The sequence below is a fragment of the Sulfitobacter sp. AS59 genome, from assembly GCF_038899995.1.
Classification (GTDB): domain Bacteria; phylum Pseudomonadota; class Alphaproteobacteria; order Rhodobacterales; family Rhodobacteraceae; genus Sulfitobacter.
In genome coordinates, this window is sequence record NZ_JBBMQK010000002.1 from 183,731 (window position 1) to 198,217 (window position 14,487).

The following is a 14,487-nucleotide window of genomic DNA, read 5'->3' on the forward strand; positions in this document are numbered from 1 at the left end:
CTCGCCAAAGAGACGTATTCGAGGCAAGTTTCAGCGTCAAACTGCCCCAAAGACCTTCAAAATGCAACTTTCTGCGACGAATGGTCATCCTCTAGCAAAGAACAGGCAAATCTTGTGCAGTTGCGACCATTCCTGTCGTTCCGCTGACACCAGGCACGCCATATGTGCAGACCCGCTGAATGAGCCTTTCCTCTCATCCGTCGCGGCCATGTTCGGCGCGGTTTAAGATGCTATACCTCGTCGGGGAAATGCTTCATCACCAGCCGGATCGGATTGGGTGCAGCCTGCCCCAACCCGCAGATCGACGCATCGACCATGGCTTGCGACAGTTCCTCAAGCAGCGGTTGATCCCAGCGGTCCGCTTGCATCAGCTTGACCGCCTTTTCACAGCCCACGCGGCAAGGCGTGCACTGACCACAGCTTTCATCCTCAAAAAACCGCAGCATATTCAGTGCCGCCGCTTTGGCGCTGTCATGTTCAGACAACACCACAACCGCCGCCGATCCGATGAATGATCCGTGTTCTTGCAAAACATCAAAATCCATCGCGATATCGGCCATTGATGCGGGCAACAAACCTGATGACGGTCCGCCCGGTTGATAGGCCTTGAACACATGGCCGACGGCCATGCCCCCTGCGACCCGGATGATGTCGGTGATGGTGGACCCTGCTGGCATGACATACATGCCTGGTTTCGCCACGCGCCCCGAAACCGAGAAACTGCGCAGCCCCTTGCGGCCATTCTTTTCCGTGCTGTTCATCACTTGCGGCCCCTCGCGGCACACCCGCGTGACCCAGTGCAATGTCTCAATGTTATGTACCAATGTCGGACGGCCAAAGATGCCGACCTGCGCCACATAAGGCGGGCGGTGACGCGGCATGCCCCGCTTGCCCTCGATGCTTTCGATCATCGCGGATTCTTCGCCGCAGATATAGGCCCCGGCCCCGCGCCGCAGATCGATATACCCCGGTTCGACCAGTCCCGCGTCTTCGAGCGCCTCGATTTCTATCCGTAAAAGCGCCAGCACCTGCGGATATTCATCGCGCATGTACAAGAACACCTTTTCCGCCTCGACCGCCCATGCGGCGATCAGCATACCCTCAAGGAATTGATGCGGCACGCGTTCCAGATACCAGCGGTCCTTGAACGTGCCCGGCTCGCCCTCGTCGCCGTTCACGGCCATATAACGTGGGCCCGGATTTGCCCGCACAAACCCCCATTTCTTGCCCGACGGGAAACCCGCCCCGCCCAGACCACGCACGCCGGCCTCAAGCAATTGCTCTTGCACGGCTTCCCAATCTCCACTTTTGCGCAGGGTCTTGAGGGCCTCATACCCGCCAGCCTCTACATAATCGGAAAACACTTCGTAATCAGGCAGATGCACATGGGTGTCACCCGCATCAATCACCGCTTCGACCTTTTCCAAGGTCGCGTTGTCGACAAAGTTATGGCCGATCTCAAGCGCGGGTGCCGTATCGCAGCGGCCCATGCAGGGCGCGCGCACAACGCGCACCTCGGCGGCATCCAAGCCATCCTCAAGCGCCGCCTTCAACGCTTGCGCGCCCGCCATTTCGCAGGCCAGTGAATCGCAGATGCGGATGGTCAGCGCGGGCGGCGGTGTCTCGCCCTCTTTCACCACATCGAAATGCGCATAGAATGTCGCGACCTCGTACACTTCGGCCATGCTCATCCGCGTCTCTTCGGCCAAGGCGCGCAGGTGGGCGGCAGACAGGTGGCCATATGCGTCTTGGATCAGGTGCAGATGCTCGATCAGCAGATCGGCGCGGCGGGGCTTTTCCCCCAACAGCGCGCGAACTTCCTCCCAAGCCGTGTCATCCAACTGGCGGCCCTTGGTGTGGGTGCGCCCCTTGCCTTTGCCGGACTTCCACACGCCTTTTTCGGGGCCTTTGCCTCCGGATTTTTTGTGTTCATCCAATGCCATATCGGCCCCCTCACCTTGATGTTCCGGCTAAGCTAGCAAACTTGCACCGCCCCTCATAATCAAAAAACGACCCTTCCCTAATACTTTGCGCGGTGCTTGTGACGGGTTGCACCCTTTTGCGCGCCCGCATTTCGCTTATAAGAAACTTGTAACCCACAAAGGGAGCCGCCCTGATGATTTGGTACGCCATCGCCAGCCTGACCCCCGCCGTGCTTTTGGCGTTGGCCTGCCTTTTTGGCGGGGTCTGGCCGCTGACCGCGTTGCTGTCGATCACGCTGCTGGTGTTTACGCTGGACCGCATCACGCGGCAGATACCAGCGCGTGACACAACCGGGCGCGGCATCAGCCTGACCTTGGCCGCCGCGCATTTTGTGCTGTTGCCCTTGGGGGTGTGGGCGTTGGCGGGCAATGATTTAGGCGCATCGGATAAGGTACTGATCTTCCTAGGTTTGGGCATGTACTTCGGGCAGGTCTCAAACTCCAACGCGCATGAGCTGATCCACACCAGCAATCGCTGGACGCGGCGCATCGGCACGGCGATCTATTGTTCGCTGCTATACGGGCATCACGTCTCCGCGCACCTGCGGGTGCATCACATTCACGTCGCCACGGATGCCGATCCGAACTCGGCCCGGTTGGGCGAAGGGTTCTATGCCTTTGCGCTGCGCGCGCTGCGGGGCGAATTCACGTCGGGCCTGCACGCGGAAACCAAGCATCGCGCGCGCAGCGCAGCGCTGCCGATCTGGTCGCATCCCTATGTGGGCTATGTTTCAGGGGCCGCGCTGACGCTTGGCGTTGCCGCGATCATCGCGGGCTGGGGCGGTGTGGTGCAAATGCTGGCCCTCGCAGCCTATGCGCAGATGCAATTGCTGCTGTCCGACTATGTGCAGCATTATGGGTTGCGCAGAAAACCCCGTGCAGATGGCCGTATGGAACCCGTTGGCCCGCAGCACAGCTGGAACGCGCCGCAATGGTATTCGTCCGCGATGATGCTGAACGCGCCGCGCCATTCCGACCATCACATGCGCCCGGCCCGCGCCTTTCCCGCGCTTGAAGTCACCCCGGACACCATGCCAATTTTACCGCGATCCTTGCCGGTGATGGCCGCGCTGGCGCTGGTGCCGCCGATCTGGCGGCGCGTCATGGACCGCCGCGTCGCCCGCTGGCAACAAACCGCGTAACCGCTGGATCAGCCGCATGGTTTCTGGCAAGCTTGCCTTATGAAACATGTCCTGACGTTCATTGCCTTGCTCATCACCACCCCGTTGGCGGCGCAAACCGCGATGACAGCACAGGAATTTGATGAGTATACCCGTGGTAAAACATTGTTTTACAACAGCAATGGTCAGGCCTATGGCGCTGAACGCTACCTCAGCAACCGCCGCGTTGAATGGTCGTTTCTGGATGGCGAATGCAAGCCCGGGTCCTGGTTCGAGGACAATGGCCAGATTTGTTTCACCTATGACGACAACCCCGATCCGCAATGCTGGACGTTCGAGAAATCCGCGCAAGGCCTGATCGCTCGGTTCGAGAATGACCCCGCCACGACCGAGCTATACGAGGCCGAAGATATCGATGAAAAGCTGCTGTGCCTCGGCCCCAGAATTGGCGTTTAGTATCGGTGTTTAAAACAGATTGCCTTGCTCTGGCGGCTTTTTCGTGGCCTTGCGCGGCCCCGCCTTGCCGCCGATTTGCATGCGGCCATCGGCGAATTCGATCTCAAGCGATGTGGCGTCTTGAGCGGCCTTTTTAGTGGTAACCAACCCGCCATCGCCGCGCACCACAGCATAGCCGCGCGCGAGGGTTGATTTATAGCTCAGCATTTCATGCAGGCGGTCCAACCCCGCAATCTGCTTGCGCCATCCTTGGGTTTGACGTTGGCCCGCATCTGAAAGACGCAACGCAAGCGCTTGAAACGCATCGGTTTTGCGCTTGTGATCTTGCACCAATGCCTCGGGCCGGAACCGCGATGAGAGCGCGGCCAACCGCCGCTGTTCAGACTGCAAGCTGCGCGTTAACGTACCGGGGCGCAGCACGCCAGATATATCTGCCAGCCGCACTTTGCGTTTCTGAACGCCAGCGGTCAGCGCAGGCCCCAATCGCCCGCCCAGAACATCCAGCTTTTGCCGTGGCCCATCCAGCAAGGTTTCGGCCCGTGGCAAGGCCCGCGCCATATCGCGCAACCGCTGATCGCGCCGCAACAGCCCTTGGCTAAGCGCGCGGGTCATGCGTGCCTCTTGCCCGTCCAGCAAGGCGACCAGTTCATGACGTACAGGCACAGCCAGTTCCGCCGCAGCGGTCGGCGTCGGCGCGCGTTTGTCAGACACATAATCGATCAGGGTCGTATCAGTTTCATGGCCTACAGCAGATATCAGCGGAATATCCGACGCCGCCGCAGCCCGCGCCACGATCTCCTCGTTAAATCCCCAGAGGTCTTCGACCGAGCCGCCACCGCGTGCGATAATCAGCAAATCGGGTCGCGGGATCGCCCCGCCGGGCGTCAGTTTGTTAAACCCTTCGATGGCACGGGCCACTTCGGGCGCGCATTTCGCCCCCTGCACGGCCACGGGCCAAATCAGCACCTTGCGCGGGAACCGGTCGCGCAAGCGGTGCAAAATATCGCGGATCACAGCGCCTGAGGGCGATGTAACGACCCCGATCACATCAGGCAAATAGGGCAGCGCGCGTTTGCGTTCCGGTGCGAACAATCCTTCTGCCGCCAGCGCCGCCTTGCGTTTTTCCAGCAGCGCCATCAGCGCGCCCATGCCCGCCGGTTTAATGTCTTCGATGACGATCTGGTATTTGGACTGCCCGCCAAAGGTGGTGATGCGGCCCGTGGCAATCACCTCCATCCCCTCTTCGGGTTGGGTTTCCAGACGGGCGGACACGCCTTTCCAGATCACGCCGGAAATCACCGAACTGTCATCCTTGAGGTCCAGATAGATATGCCCCGAGCGCGGTCGGCTGACGCGGCCAACTTCGCCGCGAATCCGTACATGGGCGAATTCCCCCTCGATCACCCGCTTGATCGCGCCAGAAAGCTCGGTCACGGTGAATTCGGGGCTGTTTTGACCCTCGCGAGGGTCGTCGATCAGGTCCATGCGGCTGTCCTTTGGGTCTTGGCTCTTATCTGGGCTCGTGTCCGGCTTGTGTATTTCACAGCCCCAGCTTAGAACGCGCAGCAACCAAGGCCAAGGGAGCGCATTCATGAATATCCTCATTTTGGGCAGCGGCGGGCGTGAACACAGCCTTGCCTGGGCCGTTTTGCAAAACCCCAAATGCGACAAGCTGATCGTGGCACCGGGCAACGCAGGCATTGCCGCGATTGCCGAATGCGCGACCCTGGACATCAACAATGGTGCCGCTGTGGTCGGGTTCGCAGATGAAAATAGCATCGATTTCGTGATTATCGGCCCCGAGGCACCGCTGGCCGCTGGTGTAGCCGATGATCTGCGCAATGCAGGGTTCTTGGTGTTTGGCCCCTCCAAAGCCGCCGCAGCGCTTGAGGCGTCAAAGGCCTTCACCAAAGAAATTTGCGATGCCGCGAATGCGCCTACAGCCGCCTATGGCCACTTTACCGATGCCGCATCTGCCCGCGCCTATCTGGCCGACCACCCAGCCCCCATCGTGATCAAGGCCGACGGTCTGGCCGCTGGCAAAGGCGTGATCATCGCCGAAACCGACGCGGAAGCGCTGGCCGCAGTTGATACGATGTTCGATGGCACCTTTGGCGACGCGGGGACCGAGGTGGTGATCGAAGAGTTTATGGACGGCGAAGAGGCATCATTCTTTGTGTTATGCGACGGCGATACCGTGCTGCCCATCGGCACCGCCCAAGATCACAAGCGCGTGGGCGACGGCGACACAGGCCCCAACACAGGCGGCATGGGGGCCTATTCCCCCGCGCCGGTTTTGACCGACGCAATCGCCGAACGCGCCTTGGCCGAGATTATCCGCCCGACGATGGCCGAAATGTCAAAACGCGGCATGCCCTATCAGGGCGTGCTATACGCAGGCCTGATGATCAAAGACGAGGTGCCTCGGTTGGTGGAATATAACGCCCGCTTTGGCGACCCTGAATGTCAGGTGCTGATGATGCGGCTGGGTGCGCAGGTTCTTGACCTGCTGCATGCGGCGGCTGAAGCCCGTCTGTCCGAGATGAAAGTGAACTGGGCCGATGACCATGCGGTCACGGTCGTGATGGCAGCATTGGGGTATCCCGGCAGCTATGACAAAGGCAGCGTGATCGCTGGTTTGGATGCATTGCCCGAGGACAGCCGTAACATGGTGTTTCATGCAGGCACAGCGGAGAAAGACGGCCAGATCGTCGCCGTGGGCGGGCGTGTGTTGAACGTCACCGCGCGGGGTGACAGCCTGGCCGAGGCGCAAGCGCGGGCCTATGAGATGGTTGAAGCCGTTGATTGGCCCGGCGGTTTCTTCCGGCGCGATATTGGTTGGCGTGCGCTGAACTAATCGGGTATCGGACCGGGGGCTAGCCCCCGGACCCCCAGGATTTTGGACCATTTGGAAAATACGTGTGTGGCTGAGCCTATTCAGGATGGATGGTGCAGTTTTTGGCTTTTGCAAAGTTCTGGGGCGTAAAGGGTTCTTTGAACGGTGATACCTCAAGCGATCCGTTGGACAGGCTGACCGCAACCATTTTGCTATCCCCCGATTTACGCCATGGCATTTTAGCCAAAATCATCTGCGGGGTATTTTGGCAGATTCGAATGCCACCCGCGATATCCGGGTCGCCGATGCGGTGATTGGTCAGGCCGCTGGTGCGTGCGATGAGGGTCAGGTTGCTGCCGTCAAAGGCCAGTAGATCAACCCTGCCAGCGAGATGTGGTGTCATCACCATCGCGATTTCCAACCGACCATCGCCGGTGAAATCAGCGGCACCGACGGGGGCAAGCCAGCGGTTCTTGCGGCCGATATAATCGGTCATGGCAAGGCGGCCGTTGGGGCCATAGACGGTCAATCGCGCGCCAGCTGTTAGGCTGCTTTCGACCACGATCACTTCGGGTGACCCATCGGCATCCAGATCGGCGAGCCTTGGGGCCGTATCCTCGAACACCAGTGTTTCGGGCAGGATGAAGCGCCTTGTGGTGCCATCATCCAACGTGATCTCAAGCGTGCCCCATTCGACGGCATCGCCCAGAATGCCATGGTCGTAGCGCGTCGTCGGGTCGGCGTAGCGTGCGGCGGTAATCGTTTGCGCCGCAGCCCAGCCGGGTGCCAGCACCATCAGCGCCACGCACAACAGCCGCTGTGCGTGGCGTGTAAAACGCTTGGGCAGGTGCGCCAGCTGACGCCGCGCCCCCGCCGGCATCAGATTTGCTTTTCTGGCATCTGCACGCGCAAACCGTCCAGCGCGTCGGTGACTTTGATCTGGCAGGTCAGGCGCGAGCGTTCTGGGTCGGGCTCATAGGCGAAATCCAGCATGTCTTCTTCCATGTCGTCCTTGGCCGGTACTTTGTCGACCCACGCAGGGTCCACATAGACGTGGCAGGTCGAGCAGGCACAGGCCCCGCCGCAATCGGCCTCGATCCCCGGAATGTTGTTGTCGCGCGCACCTTCCATGACGGTCATGCCATTGGCCACATCCACCACATGCTCTGTGCCGCTGTGTTCTACGTAGGTGATTTTGGCCATCTTGACCCCCTGTGCAATAAATATCGCTGTATATGTAGCCAGCCCTGCCCCCCTTCGCCACCCCCTTTTGCGCGGTAGTTTACGCATGAATTTGTCAAACCCGCAGCGTTTGGGCATTGCGCTAGGCATCGCCGGAAAAACGGGCTAGATTGCGACGAAACCCAAGACCGGTAAAGGCAGGGCAGACAGGTGATTTCAGGGTCAAACATGTTGATGGGCTGCATGGGCGTACTGTGCTGTATTGCGGTGTCGGGCTGTGATGTTTCGCCCGCCGATACCGCACCGCCAGAGCCGGGCGTGATCGAGGCAACCACCCAAGGCCCCGCAGGCGCACAGCCGGGATCGTGCTGGGGGCGCACCGTTTCCCCCGCTGTGATTGAAACCGTGACCGAACAGGTGCAGGTTCAGCCTGCGCAGATTAGCTCAACCGGAGAGGTTCAGGCCTTTCCCATCTATCGCACCGAAACCCGGCAGCAGATCGTACAGCCCCGCATCGACAACTGGTTCGAGACCCCATGCGCCGCGCAAATGACGCCGCAATTCGTCGAAACCTTGCAGCGCGCGCTAGAGGCGCGTGGCATATATACTGGTCCGGTTTCAGGCAGTTACGATGCGCCGACACGCGCCGCGATGCGCGCGTATCAGATCAGTGCGGGCGGACCGGACAGCCCTATTTTGGCGCTAAGCACCGCACGACAATTGGGTTTGATCGCGGTCGATCGCGCCACATTGGAGTGAGCGTTGACCTAGCTGCATCAACCGTCAGCGTTGATCAGCCGTGGAACGCCGCGACGGTTTTCAGTGTTGAAAAACCATACAACGCCGCGAACCCCTTTTCGCGGCCATGGCCGGACAGGCCGACGCCGCCAAAGGGCAGTTCCACCCCACCGCCAGCACCGTAGTTATTCAGAAACACCTGACCCGCACGCAATTGCTTGGCCAGCCGCATTTGACGTGCGCCGTTTTGCGACCAAACCGCCGCGACAAGGCCAAACTCTGTGCCATTGGCGATGCGCAGGGCGTCTTCCTCGGTATCGAAGGGGATGATCACCTGAACGGGCCCGAATATTTCCTGCTGGGCCAGCACATGGTCTGGCGCGACACCTGCAAACAAGGTCGGCGCGACATAGGCACCGTTTTCGGGCGCGTCAGGCATGATCTGCCCGCGACCCACAACCTCAAGCCCGTCGCCTTGCTCAAGATACCCGCCCACGATGGTTTTCTGCCGGTCAGAGATCAGCGGCCCGACATCCAGATCGGCCAAGGCGGGACCGACGCGCAGCGCGTTATACCGTTCGCCCATCTGCGCCACGACACGGTCATAAACGCCGCGCTGCACCAATATCCGCGAGGCCGCCGAACAGGTCTGGCCCGCGTTCTGGATGCCGGAGTTCACCAAAAACGGCAGCGCCGCATCAATATCGGCATCGTCAAACACCAGCTGCGGGGACTTGCCCCCCAGCTCAAGCGTGACTGGCACCACGTTGCGGGCCGTTGTTTCTTGGATCAACTTCCCAACACCAACCGACCCGGTGAACGACACATGATGCACCCCCGGATGGCGGGTAAGCGCGGCACCCGCCTCGGCCCCCAGTCCCGGCACCACGTTCAGCGCACCGGCGGGCAGGCCCGCCGCATGGGCGATCTGGGCAAAGGCCAGCGCTGTCAGGCAGGCTTCCTCGGCCGGTTTGAGGACGGCGGCATTGCCCATCGCCAGCGCGGCCCCGACCGAGCGCCCGATGATCTGCATGGGGTAATTCCAAGGAATGATATGCCCCGTCACCCCATGCGGTTCACGCAAGGTATAGACGGTGTACCCTTCAAGATATGGGATCGTTTCGCCGTGTAATTTATCGCAAGCGCCTGCGTAAAATTCCATATAGCGGGCCAGCGCCAAAACATCGGCGCGCGCCTGTTTCAGCGGCTTGCCCACGTCCAACGCCTCAAGCTGGGTCAGCTCCTCGACGTTGTCCAGAACACCCTGCCCGATCTTGGCCAGAACCCGCCCCCGTTCGGCAGCCGTGGCGCGCCCCCAATCCCCCACCAGCGCTGCACCCGCAGCCTGAACGGCGCGGTCGATATCTGCATCTGAACCGCGCGCGATCTCGCATAGATGCGACCCATCAGACGGGTTCAGCAGCGACAGGCGCCCCGACCCAAGCGATGGCACCCACGCCCCCCCGATAAAACAAAGCGTCGGGTCCAGACCGAGGGGCGTGATGGGCATTGTGGTTTCTCCGTATTCAGACATTCACGCGCACATCAGCACAGATTGGCGGGCTTCGCGAGGGGGGAATATGGTGGATCGGCAAAATCACTCACGCTGGCGTGAACCTTTTGCGCTGTTGGCGCGTTTGATCGGTAATCCTCTATGCATTGGAAAACCTTGTGGAACACCTGCCCTCGATCCGGCGCTCTTTGCAAATGCTGGTCCTGATCTCGTTATTTGTGACGGCCTATTTTGCCAAAGACCTTATCCTGCCGATTTTGCTGGGCTTTTTGCTTGCCCTGACCCTTAGCCCGGTATCGCGCGGCCTATACCGCATTGGCGTTCCCCATGTGGTTTCGGCATTCGTTTTGGTGCTGGCAACCGCGTTGGTGATCATGTCGATCGTGGTTCTATCCGCCGGAACCGTCGCATTATGGAGCGACGAAATCCCGCAAATGGGCACCGAGATCAAACAAAAGCTGAGCGGTGTGAGCGAGGCGGTCGAAAACATGCGGTCGGCCAGCGAAGAGGTGGAAAAAATCGGCAATGGCGGTGTTGAGGACCCAAAAGAGGTTGTGGTCCGCCAGCCCGGCCTGCTGGATACGGCGATGGATACCGTCAGCACCACCGGCGCATCGCTGGCTGTGATCTTGATCCTTGCGTTGTTCCTGCTGTCGTCGGGGGAAATGTTTTACCTCAAGCTGGTGCAATCCATGCCAACCATGACCGGCAAGAAACGTGCGCTGCAAACGGTCTATGACGTGGAAAAACGCGTGTCGCGCTACCTGCTGACCATCGCGTCGATCAACGCAGGTCTTGGGATTTGCGTCGGGCTGTATCTGACGGCCCTAGGCCTACCCTCGGCTTATATCTGGGGCATTGCCGCGTTTATGTTGAACTTCTTGCCATATATTGGCGGGTTTGGCGGCGTGTTGCTGGTGGCCGGCTTTTCAATCGTGACCTTTGACAGCCTTGGCTATGCCCTGCTCGCCCCGTTGGGCTATCTGATGCTGACCATGATCGAAGGGCAGATCGTCACGCCGTGGCTGGTTGGCAGGCGGCTTGAGATGAACACGGTCGCCGTGTTTCTAACGGTCGTCTTTTGGGGCTGGCTGTGGGGCATTGCAGGTGCCCTTGTTGCGGTGCCGTTTTTGGTGGTTTTCAAAGTCATTTGCGAGAACTTTGAGCCCCTGCATACCATCGGGCATTTCCTGTCCGCAGAACAGGTCAAACCCGAGGATAGCAGGGAACAACAACGCGCCGGTTTAGCCAGCGAGTGAAGGCAACCAAAGTACGATAGCCGGGAAGGCCACGAGCAAGCCAATTGTCACAGCATCGGCGACAAAGAACGGCATGACACCTTTGAACACGTCCTGAACGCTTAGATCAGGGCGGACACCCGCGACGACAAAGCAATTCAACCCGATGGGCGGTGTGATCAAACAGAACTCGGCCATTTTGACCACCAGAATGCCGAACCAGATCGCACACATCGGGCCAGACATGCCAAACGCACTGTCCGCGGCCGATACAAATTCGCCCCCGTTCAACGCCATGACGGCAGGATACACCACGGGCAAGGTCAGCAGCAGCATGCCAATGGCATCCATGAACATGCCCAGCACGGCATAGGCCAATAGGATACAGATCAGGATCAACGTCGGTGACGCCTCAAGCCCGGAAATCCAATCGGAAAACGCACCGGGAAGGTCGGCAAAGCCAAGGAAGCGCACATAGATCAAAACGCCCCAGATGATGGTGAAAATCATCACCGTCAGCTTGGCGGTTTCCAGCAGGGCGTCCTTAAGCTCGGTCCAGCGCATACCGCGATACAGCGCCATCAGGAACACGATGAACGCGCCCACGGCACCGCCTTCGGTCGGGGTGCCCCATGCGTCGCCAAAGGGGTTATAGACAAAGAAAATAATGATGATGACAACGGCAAAGATCGGCAAGGCCGCAGGCAGGGATTCAAACCGCTGCCGCCATGTAAAGCCGCCAACGGGGGGGCCGACGTTCTTCCAGATGGTCGCAATACCAACGATCAAGATCGCATAGATCACGGCGGAAAACGCACCGGGAATAAAGCCCGCCAGCAACAGCTTGCCCACGTCTTGTTCAACGATAATGGCGTAGATCACCAAAATAGCGGACGGCGGGATCAAGGATGCCAATGTACCACCTGCAGCAACCACGCCTGCCGCGAATTTCTTGTTATAGCCGATGGCCAACATCTCGGGAATGGCGATCCGCGCAAACACCGCAGCCGTCGCCACCGATGCACCCGACACGGCGGCAAAACCGGCGGTCGCAAACACGGTCGAAACAGCCAAGCCGCCCGGCAACCAAGCGATCCAGCGTTTCGCGGCCTCGAACAGCGCACGGGTCAGACCAGCGTAATAGGCCAGAAACCCGATTAGAATAAAGGTCGGTATCAGGCTAAGCGTTTGGCTGGACACTTTGGAATGGGGCACCTGCCCTGCGGTTTTGATCGCAACCGTGAGTGCCCAATCCAGCTCGGACCATTGCATGCCCTTTTTGGCCCAAAATATCCAAACAAGGCCGATCACCCCTGCCAATGCGGCGGCAAAGGCCACGCGCATGCCCAGAACGACCATCAACAACATGCCGCCGGAAACCCATAGGCCGATTTCAATAGAATCCATGATCAGTCTCGCCCATCCAAATGTTCAGCTTCGGCCATCGCCTGCTCGGCGGCAGATTGTACCAGCGGTACAGCAACAGGGCGTTCCAGCCCTAACACGAACGCGCGCCCGTATCCCCAGATTTGCAGCAACAACCGCAGCGCCAGCACACCAAAGGCAAGCGGTACGATCAATTTTGCAGGCCAGATCGGAATGCCGATATCGATCGAACTGTCCCGGCTCCATAAGGGGGCTGCGAAATCAAAGCTGCGTTGGAAATGCGCCCAAGATCCCCAGATCAACGCCAGCATCAGGATGAAAATCAACACCACCGAGAAAAACTCGGCCGCCCAAAGCGCGCGACCCTTAAGCTGGCCAATCAGAATATCCATTCGCACATGGCCGCCGTTTCGCTGGGTATAAGAAATCCCCATAATGGCGATCAGCGGCATGGCAAATTCGATCCAGTCGACATAACCCGCCAAGGGCGTCGCGAAAAACTTGCGCCCGCCCACCGACCAAACGGCCAGCACCATCAGCATGAAAACCGCGATGCCCGACGCGAGGGCAAAGGCAGTTTCAAGTCGCAAAAGACCCTTGTCGAGACGGCTGAGCAAGCTGCCATCTTCGAGCACGGCAGAGGAACCGGCCATGATGCTTTCCTTTCAAAAAGGGGAATAAAACGCAAAAAGGGGCCGCGCCTGTGCGCAGCCCCCGTGACACACCTTAGTTAGAGGCGCGCTCTTTTTCCAATGTGGTCATCACAAGGTCATACAGTTCCTGACCCGGGATGCCTTGGGCTTCCATGTCCTTGATCCATGCTTCGCGGGCAGGGTCGGCAGCCTTGGCTTTGAATTCAGCGATGACTTCAGGTGCAAACATCACCTTTTCAACGCCTTTTTCTTCCAAAACGGAATCCCAACGGGCCAGCAATTCGCCGTAGTTGGCAAGGTAGTGATCCAGCGCCTCGTCGACCGAGCTGTCGAGCGCGGTTTTTTCAGCGTCAGACAACGCGTCATAGGCGTCGATGTTCACGACAACCGGGCAGTTCACGGTGCCGGGGTTCAGGTTCGCGGTCCACCAGTCGGCTTTGTTGATCGTACCAAAGCTAAGATGCGCGTGCTGGGCAAAGGCCACCGTGTCAACAACACCGGATTCCATGGCGTTATATGCCTCGGACGATGTCACGGATGTCGGCACCGCGCCAACAGCTTCGAACGCTTTGCCCAGACCGCCGGTTGCGCGCACGCGCATGCCGTCAAACTTGGCCAATGTGTCGCGCGGCTCGCCCGTGCCCACAAGGTTATATTGCGGCATTGGCGACGTCATCAACATGCGTGCATTCCACTGTGCCATCTCTTTAGTCACAGCAGGGTGCGCATAGACGGCGCGGGATACCGCGACTTCTTCTTCCAGATTGCTTACACCCAAGAATGGCAGCTCAAGCACGGTGATCGCGCGGTTCTTATCCGCGTGATAGCCGGCACAGAACTGGGCCATCTCAAAGGCACCGATGGAAATACCATCCAGGTTGTCGCGGTTCTTGGACAGGCCGCCATAGCTGACGTTGATGGTGAATTCGCCGCCGGTTTTCTCGGATACCAGCTCTGCGATTTTTTCAACATGCTCGGTAAAGGCGCGGCGCTTGCCCCAAACAGACGCGTTCCATTCGGTTGCGGCAGCTTGCGATGCAAATGCAAAAGTCAGGGCGCAGACAGCTGCGCCGTTCAAAAGGTTATTCATATGGTTTCTCCCTAGATGCGGACCTATGTGTTCCGCTTGCGAAAACATTAACCGCCGATGGCAGCTCTGCCAACCCCAGAACACCAGCACGCGCTTGCCAGCATACAAGGTTTGCACGGTTGAGGTTTTCGCGGCCCCTTGCGCAGGTAAAGCCGCCGGATATTGTTAACATGTAATCGGCGGCAAAACCGCAAGATTTTGCCGTGCAGCCCCCGATAATTTACAAAAAACCACCTGGTACGGAAAAAACTTTACAGACAAAGCCCGCCATTACAGATACTTATTCCCTTCT

The 14,487-nt window shown here is 59.3% G+C and carries 13 protein-coding genes; 5 read left to right on the plus strand and 8 right to left on the minus strand.

Annotated elements, in window-relative coordinates; translation table 11 throughout:
• Positions 1-230 precede the first annotated feature (230 nt).
• A complete protein-coding gene (locus tag WNY39_RS05145; RefSeq protein WP_342844606.1) occupies positions 231-1,943 on the minus strand; it encodes an NAD(P)H-dependent oxidoreductase subunit E in 1,713 nt (570 codons plus the stop codon).
• 173 nt (positions 1,944-2,116) lie between these two features.
• Between WNY39_RS05145 and WNY39_RS05150 the strand changes: the two genes are divergently transcribed.
• Both WNY39_RS05150 and WNY39_RS05155 read left to right on the plus strand, forming a co-directional pair.
• Positions 2,117-3,124 carry an alkane 1-monooxygenase gene (locus tag WNY39_RS05150; RefSeq protein WP_342844607.1) on the plus strand — a complete coding sequence of 336 codons (1,008 nt, stop codon included), beginning with the start codon at positions 2,117-2,119 and terminating at the stop codon, positions 3,122-3,124.
• 39 nt (positions 3,125-3,163) lie between these two features.
• A complete protein-coding gene (locus WNY39_RS05155) occupies positions 3,164-3,559 on the plus strand; it encodes a hypothetical protein (protein WP_342844608.1) in 396 nt (131 codons plus the stop codon).
• A gap of 9 nt (positions 3,560-3,568) precedes the next feature.
• Here the strand turns inward: WNY39_RS05155 and xseA are convergent, their stop codons facing one another.
• A complete protein-coding gene (gene xseA / locus WNY39_RS05160; protein WP_342844609.1) occupies positions 3,569-5,044 on the minus strand; it encodes an exodeoxyribonuclease VII large subunit in 1,476 nt (491 codons plus the stop codon).
• A 106-nt stretch (positions 5,045-5,150) separates the two neighbouring features.
• Between xseA and purD the strand changes: the two genes are divergently transcribed.
• Positions 5,151-6,416, plus strand: coding sequence for a phosphoribosylamine--glycine ligase (gene purD / locus WNY39_RS05165; RefSeq protein WP_342844610.1), 1,266 nt, complete (start codon positions 5,151-5,153; stop codon positions 6,414-6,416).
• Between the two features lie 76 nt (positions 6,417-6,492).
• On the opposite strand, the gene WNY39_RS05170 is transcribed toward purD, so the two are convergent.
• Positions 6,493-7,275: a VCBS repeat-containing protein gene (locus WNY39_RS05170; RefSeq protein ID WP_342844611.1), complete on the minus strand. Its 783-nt coding sequence runs from the start codon at positions 7,273-7,275 to the stop codon at positions 6,493-6,495.
• Positions 7,275-7,598 (minus strand): 2Fe-2S iron-sulfur cluster-binding protein, encoded by a 324-nt coding sequence (locus tag WNY39_RS05175; RefSeq protein ID WP_093916110.1) that lies wholly within the window; start codon positions 7,596-7,598, stop codon positions 7,275-7,277. The genes WNY39_RS05170 and WNY39_RS05175 overlap by 1 nt, the downstream gene beginning before the upstream one ends.
• Before the next feature lie 189 nt (positions 7,599-7,787).
• Between WNY39_RS05175 and WNY39_RS05180 the strand changes: the two genes are divergently transcribed.
• Positions 7,788-8,336 carry a peptidoglycan-binding domain-containing protein gene (locus tag WNY39_RS05180; protein WP_342844612.1) on the plus strand — a complete coding sequence of 183 codons (549 nt, stop codon included), beginning with the start codon at positions 7,788-7,790 and terminating at the stop codon, positions 8,334-8,336.
• A 34-nt stretch (positions 8,337-8,370) separates the two neighbouring features.
• Here the strand turns inward: WNY39_RS05180 and WNY39_RS05185 are convergent, their stop codons facing one another.
• Positions 8,371-9,825 (minus strand): aldehyde dehydrogenase family protein, encoded by a 1,455-nt coding sequence (locus WNY39_RS05185; RefSeq protein WP_342844613.1) that lies wholly within the window; start codon positions 9,823-9,825, stop codon positions 8,371-8,373.
• 161 nt (positions 9,826-9,986) lie between these two features.
• Between WNY39_RS05185 and WNY39_RS05190 the strand changes: the two genes are divergently transcribed.
• Positions 9,987-11,087: an AI-2E family transporter gene (locus tag WNY39_RS05190; protein WP_341234248.1), complete on the plus strand. Its 1,101-nt coding sequence runs from the start codon at positions 9,987-9,989 to the stop codon at positions 11,085-11,087.
• On the opposite strand, the gene WNY39_RS05195 is transcribed toward WNY39_RS05190, so the two are convergent.
• From WNY39_RS05195 to dctP, 3 genes are all read right to left on the minus strand, one after another.
• Complete coding sequence (locus WNY39_RS05195) at positions 11,073-12,473, minus strand: TRAP transporter large permease (RefSeq protein ID WP_342844614.1); 1,401 nt, start codon at positions 12,471-12,473, stop codon at positions 11,073-11,075. The genes WNY39_RS05190 and WNY39_RS05195 overlap by 15 nt on opposite strands.
• Before the next feature lie 2 nt (positions 12,474-12,475).
• Positions 12,476-13,105, minus strand: coding sequence for a TRAP transporter small permease (locus tag WNY39_RS05200; protein ID WP_342844615.1), 630 nt, complete (start codon positions 13,103-13,105; stop codon positions 12,476-12,478).
• Between the two features lie 73 nt (positions 13,106-13,178).
• Positions 13,179-14,195, minus strand: coding sequence for a TRAP transporter substrate-binding protein DctP (dctP, locus tag WNY39_RS05205; RefSeq protein WP_093915833.1), 1,017 nt, complete (start codon positions 14,193-14,195; stop codon positions 13,179-13,181).
• Between the last annotated feature and the right edge of the window lie 292 nt (positions 14,196-14,487).